16 protein-coding genes are annotated in these 21102 nt (G+C 41.7%); 11 read left to right on the plus strand and 5 right to left on the minus strand.

What is annotated here, in order from left to right; genetic code table 11:
* Positions 1-193: 193 nt before the first annotated feature.
* The 4 genes from CJ263_RS05300 (at position 194) to CJ263_RS05315 (ending at position 4843) form a co-directional block, all read left to right on the plus strand.
* On the plus strand, positions 194-1069 hold the full coding sequence (locus tag CJ263_RS05300) for a nucleotidyltransferase family protein (RefSeq protein ID WP_229702323.1): 876 nt from the start codon (positions 194-196) through the stop codon (positions 1067-1069).
* Positions 1070-1596: 527 nt separating this feature from the next.
* Positions 1597-2457, plus strand: coding sequence for a UDP-2,3-diacylglucosamine diphosphatase (locus CJ263_RS05305; RefSeq protein WP_094996301.1), 861 nt, complete (start codon positions 1597-1599; stop codon positions 2455-2457).
* 23 nt (positions 2458-2480) lie between these two features.
* Positions 2481-3482 (plus strand): glycosyltransferase family protein, encoded by a 1002-nt coding sequence (locus CJ263_RS05310; protein WP_094996302.1) that lies wholly within the window; start codon positions 2481-2483, stop codon positions 3480-3482.
* A gap of 17 nt (positions 3483-3499) precedes the next feature.
* Entirely contained in the window at positions 3500-4843 is a 1344-nt protein-coding gene (locus tag CJ263_RS05315; protein ID WP_094996303.1) for a GH1 family beta-glucosidase, read from the plus strand.
* Between the two features lie 161 nt (positions 4844-5004).
* On the opposite strand, the gene CJ263_RS05320 is transcribed toward CJ263_RS05315, so the two are convergent.
* Positions 5005-6183 carry an acyl-CoA dehydrogenase family protein gene (locus CJ263_RS05320; RefSeq protein WP_094996304.1) on the minus strand — a complete coding sequence of 393 codons (1179 nt, stop codon included), beginning with the start codon at positions 6181-6183 and terminating at the stop codon, positions 5005-5007.
* A 106-nt stretch (positions 6184-6289) separates the two neighbouring features.
* Between CJ263_RS05320 and CJ263_RS05325 the strand changes: the two genes are divergently transcribed.
* Positions 6290-6790, plus strand: a complete 501-nt coding sequence (locus CJ263_RS05325; RefSeq protein WP_094996305.1) for a hypothetical protein — start codon at positions 6290-6292, stop codon at positions 6788-6790.
* A 5-nt stretch (positions 6791-6795) separates the two neighbouring features.
* Here the strand turns inward: CJ263_RS05325 and CJ263_RS05330 are convergent, their stop codons facing one another.
* Entirely contained in the window at positions 6796-7509 is a 714-nt protein-coding gene (locus CJ263_RS05330; RefSeq protein WP_094996306.1) for a tRNA1(Val) (adenine(37)-N6)-methyltransferase, read from the minus strand.
* Complete coding sequence (locus tag CJ263_RS05335) at positions 7506-8948, minus strand: sulfatase family protein (protein ID WP_094996307.1); 1443 nt, start codon at positions 8946-8948, stop codon at positions 7506-7508. The genes CJ263_RS05330 and CJ263_RS05335 overlap by 4 nt, the downstream gene beginning before the upstream one ends.
* A gap of 93 nt (positions 8949-9041) precedes the next feature.
* On the opposite strand from CJ263_RS05335, the gene CJ263_RS05340 reads away from it, so the two are divergent.
* Positions 9042-11855 carry a DUF7133 domain-containing protein gene (locus CJ263_RS05340; protein WP_094996308.1) on the plus strand — a complete coding sequence of 938 codons (2814 nt, stop codon included), beginning with the start codon at positions 9042-9044 and terminating at the stop codon, positions 11853-11855.
* A complete protein-coding gene (locus CJ263_RS05345) occupies positions 11852-12895 on the plus strand; it encodes a sugar phosphate isomerase/epimerase family protein (RefSeq protein WP_094996309.1) in 1044 nt (347 codons plus the stop codon). Before CJ263_RS05340 ends, CJ263_RS05345 begins: the two co-directional genes overlap by 4 nt.
* On the opposite strand, the gene rimM is transcribed toward CJ263_RS05345, so the two are convergent.
* Both rimM and CJ263_RS05355 read right to left on the minus strand, forming a co-directional pair.
* The gene (rimM, locus tag CJ263_RS05350) at positions 12892-13419 is read right to left on the minus strand and encodes a ribosome maturation factor RimM (protein WP_094996310.1); all 528 of its coding nucleotides are present in this window, start codon (positions 13417-13419) and stop codon (positions 12892-12894) included. The genes CJ263_RS05345 and rimM overlap by 4 nt on opposite strands.
* A gap of 11 nt (positions 13420-13430) precedes the next feature.
* Positions 13431-14015 carry a 30S ribosomal protein S16 gene (locus CJ263_RS05355; RefSeq protein WP_094996311.1) on the minus strand — a complete coding sequence of 195 codons (585 nt, stop codon included), beginning with the start codon at positions 14013-14015 and terminating at the stop codon, positions 13431-13433.
* Between the two features lie 275 nt (positions 14016-14290).
* Between CJ263_RS05355 and CJ263_RS05360 the strand changes: the two genes are divergently transcribed.
* The 4 genes from CJ263_RS05360 to trxA all read left to right on the plus strand — a co-directional run bounded on the left by CJ263_RS05360 (position 14291) and on the right by trxA (position 21036).
* Entirely contained in the window at positions 14291-14746 is a 456-nt protein-coding gene (locus CJ263_RS05360; protein WP_094996312.1) for a ferritin-like domain-containing protein, read from the plus strand.
* Between the two features lie 183 nt (positions 14747-14929).
* Positions 14930-19366: a DNA polymerase III subunit alpha gene (dnaE, locus tag CJ263_RS05365; protein WP_094996313.1), complete on the plus strand. Its 4437-nt coding sequence runs from the start codon at positions 14930-14932 to the stop codon at positions 19364-19366.
* A gap of 18 nt (positions 19367-19384) precedes the next feature.
* A complete protein-coding gene (locus CJ263_RS05370) occupies positions 19385-20620 on the plus strand; it encodes a multiheme c-type cytochrome (RefSeq protein WP_094996314.1) in 1236 nt (411 codons plus the stop codon).
* Between the two features lie 98 nt (positions 20621-20718).
* Complete coding sequence (gene trxA / locus CJ263_RS05375; protein ID WP_094996315.1) at positions 20719-21036, plus strand: thioredoxin; 318 nt, start codon at positions 20719-20721, stop codon at positions 21034-21036.
* Positions 21037-21102 lie beyond the last annotated feature (66 nt).

The raw sequence follows: 21102 nt of genomic DNA on the forward strand, positions 1-21102 counted from the left end.
ATGTTACAAATCTAATCCCGATACCTCCCAAAAAATATGATAATTATCAGTTTAGCGGTCAAGGGCTTATTAAGACACGGTCCTCTTTAATATGATCTAAAAGTTATCTTGATAGATTTTCATAGCCTGTTTGACCAATTCTTCACATCTAATTTGATTACAATCCTTATTTTTGGGTCCTAAATTTAAAACCATGACATTACTTTTAATGGCCGCCGGTAGCGGTAGTAGATACGGAAAGCTTAAGCAATTTGATGATTTGGGCCCAGAGGGAGAATTCCTAATGGAATTCGCCATCTACGATGCCATTCAAAACAACTTTGAACAAATAGTGGTCATTACCAAAAAAGAAAATGTTTCCTTTTTGGAAAACCATCTAAGGGAAAGATTACCCAAAAACATAAAACTAAATGTCCTTGCCCAGGAATTAACGGATCTGCCGAATGGAGTGGATTATAAAGGTGACCGGCAAAAACCTTGGGGAACGGCACATGCCGTTTGGACGGCTAGAAATGTAATCAATGGACCTTTTGTTGTACTGAACGCTGATGATTATTACGGACAGGTCGTTTATAAAAAAGCGGCCGACTTCATAAAATCCAATAACGAGGCATACGCCCTTTTGGGATATACCTTAAAGGATACACTATCTGAACACGGTTCCGTTTCAAGAGGAGTATGTAAGGTAGAGGGCGATAATTTAGTTTCTGTAAACGAGCGATTAAAACTAGTAGAAAAAGGTGATAAAATTGTTGATGAGGATACCGGACTCGAATTTACGGGTGACGAACAAGCCAGTATGAATTTCTGGGTTTGTAGGCCTTCCATTTTTGATAAAATAGATGCTGAGTTGAAGGTATTCCTGCAGGATGAGGACAAAATAGCTTCAAGCGAACTCTATCTGCCTTTTATGATACAGGAAATGTTACAGGCGAACGAAGCCGAGGTAAAGTGTATTCCTTCCGGTGCGGAATGGTTTGGGGTTACCTATGCCAGTGACCGCGAGAAGGCCGTACAGAACCTTAAAGAAAAAACGGAACAGGGGCTGTATAGAACTCCTTTGTGGTAGAAAAACCTATTTTATGAAATAAAAAGGGCCGTTTGAAGTTTCAAACGGCCCTTTTTATTTTTTTCCCTAAAGACATCAAACTAAAAAGAGTCTGGCTTTTTTTAACCAGACTCTTTTACGAGAACACTATATGAAAATGAAAAATTATTTGCTTTTTTATTACATAGTAAATATAGTTGCCTATTTCTGCCTAGGGAACTATTTGTTGCAAGTTGGTACATTCTTGTGGTGAACCAAGCAGAAACTGTTGTTACCGCCAAAATATCCTCCTATGAAACAACCATTGAGGCTTTGGCAGCTATTTCTAGCCCATAAAAAAATAGCCTTAACAATCAGATAACCAAAAGATAAGTTGTACGTAACTATATTAGATACTTAATTTATCAACTTTGTAGCCAGAGATTTTCTTTAAATGAAAATTAGACTGAACGGCATTCCCTCACTCACTCCAAGTTTCTTAGAAAGCTCCTTTTGCGGTCCTTTAACTTCACCTCAAAGACCGACTACCCTCCAACTCCTTTATACTTATGAAAAAAAGACCTGTTGATATCGTTGTTATATCCGATGTACATTTGGGCACTTATGGGTGTCACGCAAACGAACTTTTAAAATACCTCAAAAGCATCTCCCCGAAGGAAGTCATTCTGAACGGTGATATAATTGACATATGGCAGTTTAGCAAACGCTATTGGCCCAAATCGCACATGAAAGTGATAAAGTATTTTATGGGTTGGATCGCCAAAGGGGTAAAGATTCACTATATAACTGGCAACCACGATGAAATGCTTAGAAAGTTTACCGGGCTCCAAATCGGGTCCCTGAGTATCGTCAATAAAGTGGTACTCCCCTTACACGATAAAAAGGCTTGGTTCTTTCATGGAGATGTCTTTGACGTTACCATGCAACACTCCAAATGGGTCGCCAAATTAGGAGCCAAAGGCTATGATTTTTTGATACTTCTCAACAGGGCCATTAATTTTTTAAGCAAGAAATTGGGAAAGGGGCCCATTTCCATGTCCAAAAAAATTAAAAACGGAGTGAAGTCCGCAGTAAAGTTCATTAACAATTTTGAATTGACCGCTTCCGAAATTGCCATAGAAAACGGCTATGGTTATGTGGTCTGTGGGCATATCCATCAACCCGAAATACGAAAAATCAAAACGGACAAAGGAGAAGTAACCTATCTAAATTCTGGTGATTGGATTGAAAACTTAACGGCACTTGAATATAATGAAGGGCAGTGGAGCCAGTATTCATTCTACAAGGACCATGAAATCCAAAGCCAATTGGATGAAACCATTGACGATTATCCTGTTTTGGAAAAAGCGGAACTTTTTCAAAGCCTGATGGACGAATTCCGCACCAGCGGATTGATAAAGATAAAATAGTTCCTCACTTTCTATAAAAATATATGCAGGTATTATACGCCATTCAAGGTACAGGCAACGGGCATTTAAGTAGGGCCAGGGACGTAATCCCAGCCTTGCTAAAAGAAGGTATTGCCTTGGACATTCTTATAAGCGGCACCCAAGCGGATATCCAGATTCCCTATCCTATAAAATATCAATGTAAGGGATTAAGCTTCATCTTTGGAAAAAAGGGCGGCGTAGACATGTGGAAGACCTATCTAAAATCCAACACCTTACGATTACAAAAAGAAATAAAAAGTATACCCGTCAATAAATATGATTTGATCATTAACGATTTTGAACCGATAACTGCCTGGGCCTGTAAAATGACGGACAAACCCTGTTTTAGTTTTAGCCATCAATCGGCAGTCTTGATGGAAAAGGCTCCCAAACCCAAAAAAACCGATGCCCTAGGAAAAATGATTCTGAAAAGCTATGCACCTGCTAGTCACAGGTTCGGACTACATTTTAAAGCCTACGAAAAGGACATTTTCACCCCTATAATAAGATCCGACATACGTAATGCCCAAATCCGTGAAGGCGAACATTACACGGTCTATCTTCCTTCCTACAGCGATGGAAAAATTATTCACTTCCTTTCACAAATACCCAATGTAAAGTGGGATGTTTTTTCAAAGCATAACACCAAGGAAGTGGTAACAAAAAACTTGAGTATTAGACCTATTACCAACGAAGCCTTCGTTGACAGTATGGCCAATAGTCGGGGGGTTTTGTGTGGAGCAGGATTTGAAACTCCTGCAGAGGCCCTGTTCATGCAAAAAAAATTAATGGTCGTTCCTATGAAGGGCCAGTATGAGCAACAATGTAATGCAGCCGCACTGGCAGAAATGGATATACCCGTAATACGGTCTCTTAAGGAAAAACACCTTCCCAAGGTAATGGACTGGGTGGACTCCCACCATAAGGCTAAAGTGGATTACCCCAATATCACGTCAGAAATTGTACAAAGTTTACTCAAGGTCAGCTTACAAGTCACTGATTGACCATTTGAATTACGGGAATGTCAAAAAAGATATGTGCTTCAGACTTTGGGGAGAATTTTATATGGGGGGTTTCCACGGCCGCCTTTCAAATAGAGGGCGCCCATGACAAACATGGCAAAGGACCTTCTATCTGGGACATGTTCACGCTGAAAAAAGGAAAAATCCATAAAAATCAAACGGCCAAGGTTTCCTGTGATTTTTATCATCGGTATAAAGAGGATATCCTATTGATGAAATCCATGAATATCGAGAACTTCAGATTTTCAATAGCATGGAGTAGGATACTGCCAACTGGCACAGGAACAATTAATCCTGATGGCATCAATTTTTATAACAATGTCATCGACTTTTGCCTTAGTCTCAATATTACCCCATGGATAACCTTATACCATTGGGACCTACCCTATGAACTGGAATCCAAAGGGGGATGGACCAACAGGAAAATCCTAGATTGGTTTACCGAGTTTGTTGAAGTCTGCGCCAAGGCATTTGGGGATAGGGTTAAGCATTGGATGGTTCTCAACGAACCCATGGTATTTACGGGGGGCGGTTATTTTTTGGGAGTCCATGCACCGGGCAAGAAGCGCATGAAGAATTTTCTTCCCGCTGTACATCACGCCCAATTATCACAGGCCGTAGGAGGCCGTGCCCTAAGAAAATTGATTACCGATGCAAAAATTGGCACCACCTATTCCTGTTCGTACATCGTCCCAAAAAACAATTCCCCAAAAAACTTAAAAACGGCAAGAAAGGCAGATGCACTTTTGAACCGACTCTTCATAGAACCTGTTTTGGGTTTGGGATATCCCATGAACGATCTTCCTGTGTTAAAGAGATTGGCACCCTACATTTTGCCCGGTGATATGGAAAAAAGTCGTTTTAATTTTGATTTCGTCGGAATTCAAAATTATACCCGTGAGATTATTGAACATAGCTATTTTGTACCTTATATAGGTGCTAAAATTATTAAGGCACCTAAAAGAAATGTCAGAACAACTTTGATGGAATGGGAGGTATATCCACCAAGCATTTATGAAATGATACGCAAATACGATGCTTATTCGAATATGCCCGATATTATTATAACCGAAAACGGTGCTGCATTCAAGGATGTTTTTAAAAAAGGAAAGGTCAAGGACAAAAAACGCAAAAAATTTCTGAAGGACCATTTGGAACAGGTCTTAAAGGCCAAAAACGAAGGTCTCAACATTCATGGTTACTTTGTATGGACCTTTACCGATAACTTCGAATGGGCCGAAGGTTATAACCCCGGTTTCGGTCTGGTCCATGTAGATTTTGGTACCCAAAAGCGAACCATAAAGAGTTCCGGAAGGTGGTATATGAAGTTTCTAAAAAATTAATCCCTAGCGACTTTTCAGAATTTAAGCCACAAAAAAAGCCGATGCTCCCATCGGCTTAAGCTAACTAACTCAAAAAACTACATGAATCTTAATTACACGCACGGCAAAAATAAGACCCTATTTTTGAGGATATGTTAAGCTAACCTAAGGAATTTGTTATCTTATTTAAAGGCCTGGTGACCTGTAATATCCGCTCCCGTAATCAAGAGGTGTATATCGTGTGTTCCCTCATAGGTAATTACACTCTCCAAGTTCATCATATGACGCATAATGCTATATTCGCCCGTAATACCCATTCCTCCAAGTACCTGTCGGGCTTCCCTAGCAATTTTAATGGCCATTTCCACGTTGTTCCGTTTCGCCATAGAAATCTGTGCCGTTGTGGCCTTGCCCTCATTCTTGAGTTGACCTAGCCTAAAAGCCAATAATTGAGCTTTGGTAATCTCCGTAATCATTTCGGCCAATTTCTTTTGCTGTAATTGCATGGCCGCAATAGGTTTGCCAAATTGAACACGTTCCTTGGCATATCTAAGTGCCGTATCATAACAATCCATCGCTGCTCCTATGGCTCCCCAAGATATTCCATATCGGGCCGAATCCAAACATCCCAACGGTGCTCCCAAACCGGTTTTGTTTGGCAATATGTTTTCCTTCGGCACTTTTACATTGTCAAAAATAAGTTCACCTGTAGCCGATGCCCTCAAAGACCATTTGTTATGTGTTTCCGGGGTGGAAAACCCCTCCATTCCCCGCTCTACGATGAGCCCATGGATTCTACCTTCTTCATTTTTGGCCCATACCACGGCAATGTCGGCAAAAGGGGAATTGGAAATCCACAACTTTGCCCCATTAAGCAAATAATGATCTCCCATATCCTTGAATTTGGTTTCCATTCCTCCGGGATTGGAGCCATGGTTGGGTTCGGTAAGACCAAAACAGCCCATCATCTCACCGCTGGCCAATTTGGGCAAATATTTTTTACGTTGCTCCTCAGTACCATACGTATAAATAGGATACATCACCAAGGAGGATTGAACGGAGGCCGTTGATCGCACGCCACTGTCCCCTCGTTCTATTTCCTGCATGATAAGACCATAGCTGATTTGATCTAGGCCCGCTCCTCCATATTCCTCGGGAATATAAGGGCCAAAAGCACCTATTTCCGCCAATCCACCGATAATCTGATTTGGAAACTCCGCCTTTTGGGCATATTCCTCAATAATTGGGGAAATGTCCCTTTTGACCCATTGTCGAGCCGCATCACGAACCAACAAATGTTCCTCGGACAATAAATCGTCCAAATTATAATAATCCGGCGCCTCAAATAAGTCTGTTTTCATACATTCAATTTAACAGGATTGTAAAAATATAACATTTACATTACAAAATGTTCCATTTAAAATACAAATCCTTCGGTTTAAAAAAACTAATTTCAAAACAAAAAACATGAAAAAGCCTATTGTTATTTTAGTTGCCCTAATAGCTATTTCCTGTAGTAAGAACGGTGGAGGAGGCTGTGTGGAACCAAGTGCGTTTGATTTAAGCCCCTTTACCTCAAAATCCCAAGATCAAGCCTTGAACGAACAACTGGTATTAGAATATCTTAACGAAGCGGGTGAGAATGTTTTTGAAAATAATACCTACGACCCCAATGAGGTAACCGTGGGCACTAATGGCCAATATTATCAAGATGTTGTAGATCTGTATAACGAGGAAACCAAGTTTTTGATTTGGATCAATGGATATTCCGAAGGAAAAAATAGCTACACCATTTCTCTCTCCCCTACTTCCTCTAAAGTGGAACTCTTGACGGTATATACTACCGTGACAGATTTCAATTCTTGTTCGGGACCTATATTTGCTATTGATTCAGTATTCTATAATAGTGAAATAAAGTCATTAAAGGAAATTTCTGTCGGACTCAAAAAGCTGACAATTACCCAATAAGACCATTACATTTTTAAGTAAAAGTCCTGGGTCAAATCAATGTATTCCTGGGTATAGCTATGGCGTTCTTTCTCAATGGTCAATTCATAGGCAACAACAGCTTCCTTTGTTCTAGAAAACTCGATCAAGCTCCTTTTGAACGGTGTTTTCATATGACCCCTAATATGGGTTACCCTTTTTGGAAACAATCCAAAATTGGCGGCCATTTTGAGAAATTCCGTTTCCTCTTTGTATGGAATAATGACCGAAAAAATACCGCTGTCCGACAATAAAATGGATACGGCTTGCAACAACTCTTTAAAAGGCAGAGCGCTGTTTTGTCGTGCTAAATCCCTTGAAACATCGCCACTGGCGACAGCTTCACTATAAAAAGGGGGATTACTTATTATGAGGTCGTACCTATCATCAATTTCATCAACAAACTCGTCCAACCCTGCATGATAACAGTACAGTCGATTACCCCAAGGAGATGCTTCAAAATTATCCACGCATTGTTCGTACGCATCTGCATCAATTTCAATGGCATCAATGGTGGGAGCATCACTTCTTTGGGCAAGCATCAAAGAAATAATTCCTGTTCCCGCACCAATATCCAAAATAGATTCCAACTCTTGCTCCACGGCCGTCCATGCTCCAAGAAGCACTCCATCCGTTCCGATTTTCATCCCGCATCTGTCTTGATGTACCGTGAACTGTTTAAATTTAAATGGCTTGTTCATTGGGTTCTCCCGGGTTCTCTAGTTTCCATACCCTCAATTCCTTTCAAACTATCACCTAATTCTGCCCGTATTTGGTCTGCCATTTCTTTAATTGTATTTACCACATCAGGATGTTGATTCGCTACATTATTGGTCTCACTTTCATCATTTGCCAAATCATATAATTCCACTTCTTTGAGATCAACCATTTTATAATTACCGGGGATACCGTCTTTTCCAGGTTCTTGTCCTTCCATGGTTCTATAAGAATGTGGAAAATACAACTTCCATTTTCCGTAACGCACCCCAAATAGTTCATTGACCCTGTAGTAATAGAAATAGGTGTCTTGGGGACTTTCATCGGTTTTGCCCAAAAACAAATCCCACGCACTTTTACCATCAACCTTTTTCTCTGGTAATTTAGTATTCGTTGCTTCAGCGATGGTAGGCAAAATATCTATGGCCATTACCGGAGTATTGACTACCCTATTGGCAGGGATTTTTCCTGGGTATTTAATCAAAAAAGGTTCTCTCTGCCCCCCTTCCCAAGCGGTACCCTTACCTTCCCGAAGAGGATATGCGCTACCGGCATGGTTTCCATAAGAGAGCCATGGGCCATTATCCGAAGTAAAAATTACAATCGTGTTTTCGGTAAGACCATTCTTGTCCAAAGCTTTTAGAATTTCACCAACGGACCAATCCAGTTCCATAATAACATCACCATACAATCCCCTTTCCGATTTTCCTTTGAAACTATCGGAAACAAACAAAGGGACATGGGGTTGTGGGTGAGGAACATATAGAAAAAATGGTTTGTCCTTGTTATTATTAATAAAATCGACACTTTTTTCCGTAATCATAGTGGTCAGTTTTGATTGATCGGTAAGGGTGTCGATTACTTTTTCATTTTGATAAAGTTCCAGGGGACCAAAATTAAATACCGGCCCTTGCTGAGGATGTAAAGGCCACATATCGTTAGAATAAGGAATTCCAAAATACTCATCAAACCCCTGATTATTGGGCATAAATTCAGGGGCATCTCCCAAGTGCCATTTACCAAAAATTCCTGTGGCATATCCTTTTGCTTTTAGCATTTCTGCCAAAGTAGTTTCCTCTGGATTAAGTCCAAGCTTACTGTTGGGCATCAATGCATTATGGATGCCAATCCTATTGGGGTAACATCCGGTCAGTATACCAGCCCTGGATGCGGAGCAAACCGCTTGTGCGGCATAGAAACTTGTCAATTTTAACCCCTCTTTAGCCATTTGGTCTAGGTTAGGGGTCTTTATATCACTAGCCCCAAAAACCCCTACGTCATTATAGCCTTGGTCGTCCGTAAATATCAAAACAACATTGGGAGGTTGGGTTTCTTTCGATTTAGTTTCCACCTTGGTTTCTTTGCAAGACAGCATTAAAAGCAGGATAAAAAAGATAATTCCTTTAAAATTTAAATGTTTCATTGACACTTTTTAAAAACACAGCGTTAAAATCCTTGTAAGATGCCATGAATATAGTTAATTTCCGAACGCATATTTAGAAGAATCAATACCACAATGAAATTTTACAACCAAGAAACCAACAAGCAAAACCCTTTCCATTTTGTCTTTTTTTTACCCATCCTTATCGTTTGTTCTTTAATAAGCTGTGAACCTGAAAAGAAAGAAAAGGTTCAGGATAACGTGGCGGAAGTTATTTCCTCCATGTCCGATTCGCTTCCTATTGTTGCCCTACCGGAAGGTGCAGACCCTGAGCATGAAGATTGGAAAGGAGCGGATCTGGAGCCCAAGGAACCAGTACTCCCATTATATCCAGAGGAAGAAGCCAAAAAGTTTTTATTGCCCGACGGATACCATATTGAACCCATTCTCACCGAACCCCAAATACAGCAACCCGGGGCGATTTCATTCGACGGTAACGGTCGCATGTTCGTTCTGGAACTACGCACCTATATGCTCACTGCCGATTCTGACGGAACTTTGGAACCTACCAGTAGGATTTCACGATGGGAGGACGTCGATAATGATGGTGTTTATGAAACGGGAACGGTCTTCGTAGACAGTCTTATTTTTCCACGATTTGTGTTACCCTATGGCAAGGATGCTGTGCTGACCATGAATTCGGACGAGGACAATGTGTATAAGTTCACCGATACCGATGGTGACGGTAAGGCTGATACAAAGGAACTTTTTACCACTAACTATGGACGCTCTGGAAATGTGGAACACCAACAGGCCTTTATGTATTACAATATGGATAATTGGCTATACAGCACCTATAACGCTTTTCGGGTACGGGAAACACCAACAGGGGTCATCCGTGAAAATACGGGGTATAACCGCGCGCAATGGGGCGTAACACACGATGATGACGGAAAAGTTTGGTTTTTGGGAGGTGCAAGTGGCCTACCGTCACAGTTTCAACAACCTGTACATTACGGAAACTTTAAATATGAAGATAATGACAACTATGCCGAAGGTTTTGAAGAACCTTGGGGTGCCCCGGTTTTAATCGGTGACCTGCAAGAGGGCATGGACCGTGTACGGGAAAATAATGGAGGACCTAAACGGGTTACGGGAGCAGCTGGAAATGATATTTATCGTGGTGACCGGTTACCAAAAAACTTGTATGGCCAGTTATTCTATGGAGAACCTGTTGCCCGTATCGTGCGCCAGGTAAATCCTGTGGTCAATGAAGGTATAACGACATTACATAATGCTTTTCAAAATCAAAAGTCGGAGTTTTTGAGATCGACAGATCCCTTGTTCCGTCCGGTAGATATGACGACCGCACCCGATGGCACCCTATATATTACCGATATGTACCATGGCATTATACAAGAAGGCCAGTGGGCACAAAAAGGCACGTATCTTCGTGCAAAAATTGAGCAGTACCAACTGGATAAGGTAATTGGGCTCGGACGAATCTGGCGTATTACCCATGATAGCAAGGAACGGGACAGAACCAAACCGAATATGCTCAATGAAACACCGGCCCAACTTGTAAAGCATTTGGAACACCCGAATGGTTGGTGGCGGGACAAGGCACAACAGTTGATTGTTTTGTCACAGGATAGGAGTATCGTTCCAGAACTTGAAGCTTTGGTTAACAACAGCGATAATATGTTGGCCCGTTTCCATGCCTTGTGGTGCTTGGAAGGCCTGGGTTCATTGAAAGAGAAAATGGTTGAAAAATTAATGGACGACCCTAATCCTAGAATGCGTATTCAGGCCATGCGTGCCGGGGAAACACTTTATAAGTCGGGCAAAAAATCGCTTGGAGACGATTATTTAAATTTACTTGAAGATAAAAATGTGGATGTGGCCTTACAGGCCGTTTTGTCGGCACACATCCTTGAAGTCCCATCCTTCGACGTTGCCCTTAATAAATTACTCAAGTCGAATTCGACCAAAGGAATACAGACTATTGGCAAACAGATATTAGAACCAAAAGAAGTCAAAAATTGGTGGGAAGTTGGCAATAATCAGCTTACCGAAGCCCAAAAGAGCAGCTTGGAAAAAGGAAAGGTCATCTTCAACGAACTCTGTGTACAATGTCATGGAAACGACGGCAAAGGAACACCGGTTGGAGATGGTTTGGTCATGGCACCTGCATTAAGTGGTTCCGTTCGGGTACAATCTCACCCAGAATATGTCATTAAAACGGTAATGCATGGACTGGAAGGCCCATTGGATGGAAAAACCTACCCAGCGGGTATTATGGTCGGTAACAAAGAACAATCCGATGATTGGATTGCGTCCATTGTATCCTATATTCGAACCAACTTATCCAATGAAGCAACTTTGGTATCCGCCGAGGATGTCCATAATGTTAGGACCAAAACGGAGGAGCGTAACGGGCCTTATGTATATAATGAGTTAATGACATCCGTTCCACAACTCCTGGTGCCAAGCGACGATTGGAATATTACGGCAAGCCATTCTGTACCCACACGAATTGGTGGCCGTGCCTCCCCTACCAGTGCGTTTAATTTTGAGGGATGGAGTACTGGAGGTAATCAGGAAGAGGGCATGTGGTTTCAAATAGAGTTCCCGGAAACCATGAGCATCTCTGAAATTCATTATAACTCAACACCCATATCCAGGGGTTGGCGTCCAGGATCGCCACCGCCACTTCACACCTTTCCGCGTGGCTATAGATTAGAAACCTCCATGGATGGAAGTACATGGAAGGAAATCGAAAAAGGCGAAGGAGAGCAGGCAGATGTTTCCCTGATTTTCGACCCCGTTGAGGCCAAGTTTGTTCGCATGAGCTTAACGAAAAACTTCGGTCCGCAAGAGGACCGTGAAATACCATGGTCCATGCGACAAATGAAGATTTATGGAGCATCAAAAAAACCGGTATTATGAATAACAAAAAAAACATAGTTTCAAGACGAAACTTCATATCGAGTTCCGCCGCTTTAGCCATTGGGACAACACTTATAGGTCCAAATATTTTTGGCAGAAATAAGTTACTAAATTCACCTGTTCCAAACTCTAAAATAAAAGGGGTGCAAATTGGGGTAATTACGTATTCCTTTAGAAGTATGCCTGACCAAAGTGCAGAAGCTACGCTGCAATATGTATTGGATTCGGGCATTAACGCCATTGAATTAATGGGAGACCCCGCGGAATCCTTTGCCGGAAAACCCGAAAGCTCTTTGGATAGACGAACACTTTGGGGGTTAATGCGTTCCAAAAGAGAAGGAACCATAACAACAGCGGATGAAAAAAGGTTGACGGAAATGCAAGAGGCCATGGACATCTATAATGCGAAAGTGGCTACCTGGAGGTCTCAAGTTTCTATGGACAAGTTCAAGGAACTTAAGAAAATGTATAATGATGCCGGGATAACCATTTACGCATTCAAGCCCAATGCTTTTGGCAAGGACAATACCGATGAAGAAATAAACTATGGGTTCAAAGCCGCAAAGGCCCTAGGAGCATCCCATGTGACGTTGGAACACCCAAGTGATGACGAACACACGAAAAAATTAGGGGAAATGGCCGCGAAACATGGCATCTATGTTGCCTATCACGGACACACCCAACAAACACCAACTTTTTGGGACACAGCCTTGGAACAGTCCAAATACAATGCGCTCAACTTGGATTTAGGTCATTTTGTAGCAGCAGGTAATGAAGCTCCGCTTGAAATTATGAAGGAAAAACATGATCATATCAAGAGTATGCATGTAAAGGATAGACAAACGCCGGAACATGGCCAAGGTAATGTCGTATGGGGCGAGGGAGATACTCCTCTGGCAGAAGCACTTCAATTGATGCGCGATAATGGATATTCCTTTCCGGCCACAATAGAATTGGAATATGAGATTCCTGAAGGTTCCGATGCCATTGCGGAAGTAAAGAAATGCTTGGCATTTGCCAAAGAAGCATTGGAAGGTTAAGAAAGGTAGAGGTCTACCAAGCCTTCTGGAGTAGTCACGGAAATAGTTTTGCCTTGCCGGTCTACTTTTTTGATAATTTCATCATTGATGGGGATTAACAATTGTTTGTCCCCTTTTTTTATTTCAAAGAGCGCTTGGGAAGTAGTATCGTTTACACCTTCGATTACCCCAATATCCCCATGGACATCATCCAAAACGGAAAAACCAATGACCTCATGATAATAAAACTTGTTCCCGGTAAGTTTAGGGAGCATGGTCAAGGGTAGGTAAAGGTCGCATCTCATGATCCGATCAGCATCGGATTCGTTCTTTACCTCCTCAAAGTCTATTCGAAGCAGGTTGGATTTATGAAGTCTACAGCGTAGAATAAAAAATGGAACCAGATTATTTCCCAATGAAATAAATACTGATTCCATATTTTCGTATATCTCAGGGTCATCGGTATCCAGCTTTACCAGTACCTCACCTTTAAAACTATATTTTGAAACGATCTTGCCTAGGTAGAAACAATCTTCCTTTTGCATCGTTACAAATACTATTCTCCTTCTTTAGGAGCTTCCTCCTCTTTCATTTCAGGAGCGGCAGGAGCCTCTTCTGGAACCTCAGGAGCTTCCTCAACAGCCTCTACCTCTTCCTCCGCACTTTCACCTTCCGGAGTTTCAGGAAGTTCTGCGGCCGCAGCTTCGGCAGCTCTCTTCTCATTTATCTCCTTTTCAGCAGCCAATGCTTTTGCCTTGGCTTCTTCTTTTGCCTTATCCAATCCACCTTTTTTGGCATCGATTGCAGCTTCTTTTTCAGCTACCCAAGCGTTGAATTTTTCTTCTACCTGCTCCTCGGTCAAGGCCCCCTTGGCAACACCTCCCAACAAATGTCTCTTCAAAAGAACTCCTTTATAAGAAAGAATCGCTTTTGCAGTATCTGTTGGCTGCGCACCGTTCTGTAACCATTTAACGGAACTATCAACATCCAATTCTATAGTAGCTGGGTTTGTATTAGGATTGTAGATTCCTAATTTTTCCAAGAATTTACCATCACGTTTGGCTCTTGAATCGGCGGCAACCACCCAATAAAATGGTTTACCTTTCTTACCGTGTCTCTGTAATCTAATCTTAACTGGCATATCACATTAATTTATAGGGTGCCCGACCCTTGGTTATTAATTCTATTTATCCTTGAAAAAGGGCTGCAAATGTAATTTAATTAGTTTGATTTGACAACCATTAAAGCTGAAAAATCAATCCCAGGATGTTAAATGCATTAAGATACCCTCACAAATAACGTTAAACCTATGCTAAACCCCTGTAAATACTTGGGGTTCCGAGATATTCCTGTATCTTATATAGTGTAGTTATTGAAAGACAATAACGAAAGTAAATTTAAATGATAAGAGACATTATGAAGTATTCAGAAAAAATTTCAAATAGATTAAACGACTTACTAACCAGAACATACGATGCCGAGAAAGGCTATAAACTGGCACAAGATAAGGTGGACAATCCAACCGTAAAGAAATTCTTGGCCGATAAAGTGCAGCAGCGCTATAATTTTGGCCATGAGCTAAAAAAGGAGATACAGACCTTTGGCGAATTACCGGACAAAGGCGGAAGCATCAAAGGAGACTTACACAGGACTTGGATGAATTTCACTACTACTTTCACCAGTGATGATACCGAAAGGATATTGGAGGAAGTTGAAAGAGGGGAAAAAGCAAGTTTGGAAGAGTACAATGAAATCCTAAACGACGATGACATGGTACTTGCACCTTCCACTGAAAATATGCTAATAAAGCATAGAAACGAGATTAAGGAAGCATTGAACAATGCCAAGACATATGAAGAGGCAGTCTCCTAAGCATTATATTAAATTTGCTGAAAAAGCGGACGTTTAAACGTCCGCTTTTTTTTCGTTCATAACTTATAAAAACTCCCTTTTCCCAGACCAGCTCTTTTCTTTAATTTTATCGATACTTTTTTACGCTGTCCATGTCCTTCGACTTCGCTCAGGCCGACAGCCCAAATAGACAGGAAATAGCACATGTATTTAATATTTGACACCGAAACAACTGGATTACCAAAACGCTGGGACGCCCCCATAACCGATACGGACAACTGGCCTAGATGTATTCAGATTGCCTGGCAGTTGCACGATGCCATGGGGAACCTTATAGAGCATCAAGATTATTTGGTAAGACCTGATGGTTTCAACATTCCCTACGATGCCGAAAAGATTCACGGTATTTCCACGGCCTTGGCGGAACAAGAGGGTGTTCCTCTTTCTGAAGTATTGGAAAAATTCAACAAGGCCATGGCCCAAACCAAGTTTATCGTGGGGCAGAATGTAGGTTTTGACGTGAATATCATGGGTGCCGAGTTCCATAGAATGAACGTTGAAAACCCATTGCAGGAACTTCCTGTACTGGATACCTGTACGGAACACACTGCCGAGCTCTGTCAGATTCCCGGTGGTCGCGGAGGTAAATTTAAACTACCTACCCTAACGGAACTTCATGAATTTTTGTTCAAGGAACCTTTTGCGGAAGCACACAACGCCACTGCGGATGTTGAAGCAACCACCCGTTGCTTTTTGGAGTTGATACGCTTAAGGCAATATACAACCGAGCAATTGGATGTTCAACCGAATTATTTTAAGAATTTTTCCGAGGCCAATCCAAAGGAAATTCAGCTCATCGGTCTAAAACACATCAATCTCAAAAAAGCTTCCAAAAAAATTGCAGATGCCCTTTGGGAAAAGGATACGGGTGGCATTTCCAAAGAGGAAATAAAAGAAAATTTAGCCACTTTGGAGACTGCACCTTTTGCACATCTCCATAACCATACCCAATTTTCCATACTTCAGTCAACCATTAGCGTACCAGACCTGATTAAGGCAGCTTCAGATGAAAAAATGCCTGCCGTAGCTATGACGGACCACGCCAATATGATGGGGGCCTTTCACTTTGTCAATGGCATAATCAATCATAATAACGGGGTAAAGTCTAGGAACGAGGAAAACAGAAAACGGCACGAAGCCACTTTGAACGGAACCTTGGAAGAAGGTCAGGAACCCTTGGAAATCCTTCCTGAGCCCGAACTTGAAATCACTCCGATCGTTGGCTGTGAATTCCAGGTCTGTGAAGACCACACCAACAAATCGGTAAAGGATAACGGTTATCAAATCGTGATGCTTGCCAAAAACAAGAACGGCTACCTCAATTTGGCAAAAATGTCCTCCATTGCCTTTGTGGACGGTAAATACTATGTCCCCAGAATTGACAAAAAAATTGTTGAACAATACAAGGAGGATATCATTGTATTGACTGGAAATTTATATGGCGAAGTTCCCAGTAAGGTATTGAACGTAGGTGAGAACCAAGCCGAAGAAGCCCTTTTATGGTGGAAATCCACCTTTGGGGACGACCTGTATATAGAAATCATGCGCCACGGACAGGAGGATGAAGACCGCGTAAACCAGGTACTGATACAATTCGCCCAAAAACATAATGTAAAGTTGGTCGCCACCAATAACACCTACTACGCCAAAAAGGAAAATGCCCATGCCCACGATATTTTACTGTGTGTTAAGGATGGTGAAAAGCAATCTACCCCAATAGGTAGAGGACGTGGATATCGTTACGGATTGCCCAACCAGGAGTACTACTTTAAGTCCTCCGATGAAATGAAGGAGCTCTTCAAGGACATCCCTGAAGCCATCATCAACATTCAGGAAGTAATCGACAAAGTTGAAACGTTCACGCTGGCCAGGGATGTATTATTACCCGCTTTTGATATTCCAGAGGAATTTCAGTTTGAAGAGGACAAATTGGACGGAGGCAAAAGGGGCGAAAACAAATACTTGAGGCACATCACTTATGAGGGTGCCAAAAAAAGGTATGGGGAAATTACTCCTGAAATTGATGAGCGACTGGATTTTGAGCTTCAGGTTATAGAAAAAACCGGTTACCCCGGGTATTTTTTAATCGTGGAGGATTTTATTCGAGCAGCGCGCGCAATGGATGTTTCCGTAGGTCCGGGTCGTGGTTCTGCCGCAGGCTCTGCGGTTGCCTACTGTCTATGGATTACCAACCTAGACCCTATTCAGTACGATTTACTTTTTGAGCGTTTCCTAAATCCGGACAGGATTTCCATGCCGGATATCGATATTGATTTTGATGATGAAGGCCGTAGCCGCGTGATGGACTACGTCATCAAAAAATATGGCGCAAACCAAGTAGCCCAAATCATTACGTATGGCACCATGGCGGCCAAGTCTTCGATAAGGGACACCGCCAGGGCCTTGGACCTGCCGTTGGGAGATGCCGACCGTATGGCTAAGTTGATTCCCAATATGTCCAAGTTGAAAAAGATTATGGGGGTCGATGAAAAGGTTCTAAAAAGCAAGTTCAACAGTGATGACCTTGTAAAGATCAATGAACTCTTGGCCATATCCGAAGGCGATGGTTTGGAATCTAAAACCTTGAACCAAGCTTATGTCCTGGAAGGTTCGGTGCGTAACACAGGAATACATGCCTGTGGGGTCATCATTACCCCGGATGACATCACAAAATTTGTTCCCGTGGCCTTGGCCAAGGATTCGGACATGTACTGCACGCAGTTCGACAATTCCGTAGTGGAAAGCGCAGGGCTATTAAAGATGGACTTCCTAGGTCTTAAAACCTTGACCTTGATCAAGGATACGGTTAAAATCGTAAAGGCGAAACATGGTATTGAGCTTGATCCTGAAAATTTTCCGCTGGATGACGAAAAGACCTATGAACTTTTCCAACGCGGAGAAACCATCGGGGTGTTCCAATACGAATCGCCCGGGATGCAAAAGCACATGCGGGCTTTAAAACCAACGGTTTTTGCGGACCTCATTGCTATGAATGCCCTGTACCGACCAGGTCCCATGGAATACATTCCAAGCTTCATCGCAAGGAAACATGGCACCGAGGAAATCGTTTACGATTTGGAAGCCTGTGAAGAGTATTTGGCAGAAACTTATGGTATCACTGTATATCAAGAGCAGGTGATGCTCCTTTCCCAAAAGTTGGCAGATTTTACAAAAGGTGAAGCGGACGTGCTTCGTAAAGCCATGGGAAAAAAGCAAAAGTATGTACTGGACAAAATGAAGCCCAAGTTCATCCAACAGGCTTCGGAAAAAGGTCATCCAGAGGATAAACTGGAAAAAATATGGAAAGATTGGGAAGCCTTTGCCGCATATGCTTTCAATAAGAGCCACTCAACCTGTTATGCCTGGATAGCCTACCAAACGGCATATTGCAAGGCCCACTACCCTGCCGAATATATGGCGGCCGTTCTTAGTAACAACATGAACGACATAAAACAGGTGACCTTTTTTATGGAGGAATGTAAGCGCATGGGATTGGATGTACTTGGCCCAGACGTCAACGAATCCTACTACAAATTCGCCGTAAACAAAGAAGGAGCGGTACGTTTTGGCATGGGTGCCATTAAAGGAGTTGGAAAAGGGGCCGTAGAAGCTATTGTGGAAGAACGTAAGGAAAACGGACCTTATAAATCCGTTTTTGATATGGCAAAACGTATCGATTTACGAGCAGCAAACAAAAAAGCGTTTGAAAATCTGGCTCTTGCCGGTGGTTTTGACTCCTTGGGGAATTCGCATCGGGCGCAGTATTTCCACAATGAGGGTGACGGAATTACCTTCTTGGAAAAGGTAATCAAGTACGGAGCCAAATTTCAAGAGAACGAAAACTCTGCCCAGGTAAGCCTTTTTGGTGAAGCCAGTGAAGTTTCCATACCGGAACCCGTTGTACCCCCTTGCGAGGAATGGGGCACCATGGAAAAATTGAAAAGGGAAAAGGACGTTGTAGGAATTTATATTTCCGGTCACCCTCTGGACGATTTTAAAACGGAAATCAAGGCGTTCTGTAATGCCAGTCTGTCCCATTGTAACGATTTGGCAAGTTATGTAAACAGGGAACTCACATTCGCAGGTGTCATAACGGACGTGCAGCATAGAATTTCCAAGAACGGCAAGGGTTGGGCTTCCTTTACCATGGAAGATTATACGGACTCCTTCGAATTTAGGATTTTTGGTGAGGAATATCTTAAGTTCAGACACTTTTTAATGCTCAATTCTTTTGCGTACATAAAACTTTACGTTCGGGAAGGTTGGGTGAATAGGGATACCGGACTCAAGGGAGAACCAAGAATGCAGTTCAATAGTTTTATGTTGTTACAGGATGTCATGGAATCCTATGCAAAAAAATTGACCATAAAATTGAATATTGACGAGCTAGAAGAAGAAAATGTCCATCAATTAAAGGATACTTTGATTTCTCATAAGGGAGACCACGCCTTAAATTTCATCGTGTACGAAATGAAGGAGCAGATAAAGGTCCGCCTATCCAGCCGAAAACAAAAAGTTCAGATTTCCAGTGAGCTTTTACAGCGATTGGAAGAACAGCAGGTACATTTTAAACTAAATTAGTATTAAGAAATTCTGCCCTTGAAGAAAAAAGCCCTTTACATTATAGGTTTGTTCCTGATAGGTTTTATCGGAATAAAACTATTTCAATATACTACTGGGCCCACCGAGGAATATTCGGATTTAAAGGTAATTGCATATCATTACAACGGCCAAGGGTATATAGGTTCTGCCACATGCATGGAATGCCATAAGGACATATATGAAACCCATATAAAAACCGCCCATTACAATACCTCTGTATTTACCAATATAGACAATATCAAGGGAAGTCTTAAGACAGGGGAAAACGTAGTTTCTTTACAAGATGCAGATATAACAATAACGGAAAGGGACGGCAAACCATTTCAGCATGCACAAATCAAATATGGTGATAAAAGCACCTTCGATTGGGGTATGGATATTACTATTGGATCTGGATTAAAAGGTCAGTCCTACCTTACGGATCAATCCGATGGTCTATTTCAACTTCAGGCATCCTATTTTGTTCCCACCGATGAATGGATCAATAGCCCCAATTATACCAATAGGCTAAACCCTTTGCGCCCTGTAAACGATATGTGCTTAAAATGTCATGTTACCTTTGCCAGAAGCAAGGATAATGCCTCCAATAAAAACCAATACGACATAACAAAAATGGTTTTGGGAGTGGATTGTGAAAAGTGTCATGGACCTGCAGAAAAACATGTAGCTTTCCAAAGAAACAGTACGGGAGCTAATGGTATAGACTCTTCTTTGGTCAACCTGACTTCCTTGTCAAGACAACAAAGCCTTGACCTTTGCGCCTCTTGCCACTCGGGACTTAGAAACAATCAGATCAGAAACCCTTTTACCTTTTTACCCGGTGATACGTTGTCCAATTTTTCAAAGAACTATCAATCCCTTAGACCCAGTAAAACCTTGGATGTACATGGAAATCAATATGGTTTATTGATCAGCAGTAAATGCTTTACCGCATCGGACCAAATGGATTGTATCACGTGCCATGACCCCCACAAAAACCAAAGAAACGAACAGGAATATTTTAACAGTAAATGCCTGTCATGCCATAAGCAAGGTGATATGCACTGCACCCTTCCTTCCACCAAAATGGGAAAAAACGGAAGTAATTGTATCCAATGCCATATGCCAGTTATACCATCAAAAAATATGCAAGTACAGCTCAAAACCTTAGAAAATGCTACGCCTATAGGCATTAGAACACACCTTATCGCAGTTTATCCGGACCGTTCCGTTGACGAAATCCAAGTAGAATAGATTCCATCAATTTGGAAATAATCAAAACGAATACAATCAGCGTAAGGAAACCGTTGAATATTTGACTAAATTTGCATAATCATTTAAAAGTAATAATCATGGCATTAGAAATAACAGATGCTACTTTCGATGAAGTAGTTTTAAAAAGTGACAAACCAGTAGTTGTAGACTTTTGGGCGGCTTGGTGCGGACCATGCAGAATGGTAGGTCCTATTATCGATGAAGTAAGTAGCGAATATGAAGGAAAGGCAATTGTTGGAAAAGTAGACGTTGATGCCAACCAGGAATTCGCAGCTAAATATGGAGTAAGAAATATTCCTACCGTTTTGGTCTTTAAAAATGGTGAAATTGCAAGTAGACAGGTTGGTGTTTCCCCTAAAAAGGTTTATACTGACGCTATCGATGCGCTTTTATAAAATTCTATTTTGAAATTATATTGAGAAAGGTCCGGTTTTACACCGGACTTTTTTTATCCTATCTTT

The organism is Maribacter cobaltidurans, from assembly GCF_002269385.1.
In the GTDB taxonomy this organism is placed as follows: domain Bacteria; phylum Bacteroidota; class Bacteroidia; order Flavobacteriales; family Flavobacteriaceae; genus Maribacter; species Maribacter cobaltidurans.

Coding starts and splice junctions, on each gene's coding strand:
- dnaE (WP_094996313.1), top strand. CDS start 14,930: ATGTATTTAATATTTGACACCGAAACAACTGGATTACCAAAACGCTGG.
- CJ263_RS05310 (WP_094996302.1), top strand. CDS start 2,481: ATGCAGGTATTATACGCCATTCAAGGTACAGGCAACGGGCATTTAAGT.
- CJ263_RS05360 (WP_094996312.1), top strand. CDS start 14,291: ATGAAGTATTCAGAAAAAATTTCAAATAGATTAAACGACTTACTAACC.
- CJ263_RS05340 (WP_094996308.1), top strand. CDS start 9,042: ATGAAATTTTACAACCAAGAAACCAACAAGCAAAACCCTTTCCATTTT.
- rimM (WP_094996310.1), bottom strand. CDS start 13,419: ATGCAAAAGGAAGATTGTTTCTACCTAGGCAAGATCGTTTCAAAATAT.
- CJ263_RS05345 (WP_094996309.1), top strand. CDS start 11,852: ATGAATAACAAAAAAAACATAGTTTCAAGACGAAACTTCATATCGAGT.
- CJ263_RS05325 (WP_094996305.1), top strand. CDS start 6,290: ATGAAAAAGCCTATTGTTATTTTAGTTGCCCTAATAGCTATTTCCTGT.
- CJ263_RS05305 (WP_094996301.1), top strand. CDS start 1,597: ATGAAAAAAAGACCTGTTGATATCGTTGTTATATCCGATGTACATTTG.
- CJ263_RS05320 (WP_094996304.1), bottom strand. CDS start 6,183: ATGAAAACAGACTTATTTGAGGCGCCGGATTATTATAATTTGGACGAT.
- CJ263_RS05315 (WP_094996303.1), top strand. CDS start 3,500: ATGTCAAAAAAGATATGTGCTTCAGACTTTGGGGAGAATTTTATATGG.
- trxA (WP_094996315.1), top strand. CDS start 20,719: ATGGCATTAGAAATAACAGATGCTACTTTCGATGAAGTAGTTTTAAAA.
- CJ263_RS05300 (WP_229702323.1), top strand. CDS start 194: ATGACATTACTTTTAATGGCCGCCGGTAGCGGTAGTAGATACGGAAAG.
- CJ263_RS05355 (WP_094996311.1), bottom strand. CDS start 14,015: ATGCCAGTTAAGATTAGATTACAGAGACACGGTAAGAAAGGTAAACCA.
- CJ263_RS05335 (WP_094996307.1), bottom strand. CDS start 8,948: ATGAAACATTTAAATTTTAAAGGAATTATCTTTTTTATCCTGCTTTTA.
- CJ263_RS05330 (WP_094996306.1), bottom strand. CDS start 7,509: ATGAACAAGCCATTTAAATTTAAACAGTTCACGGTACATCAAGACAGA.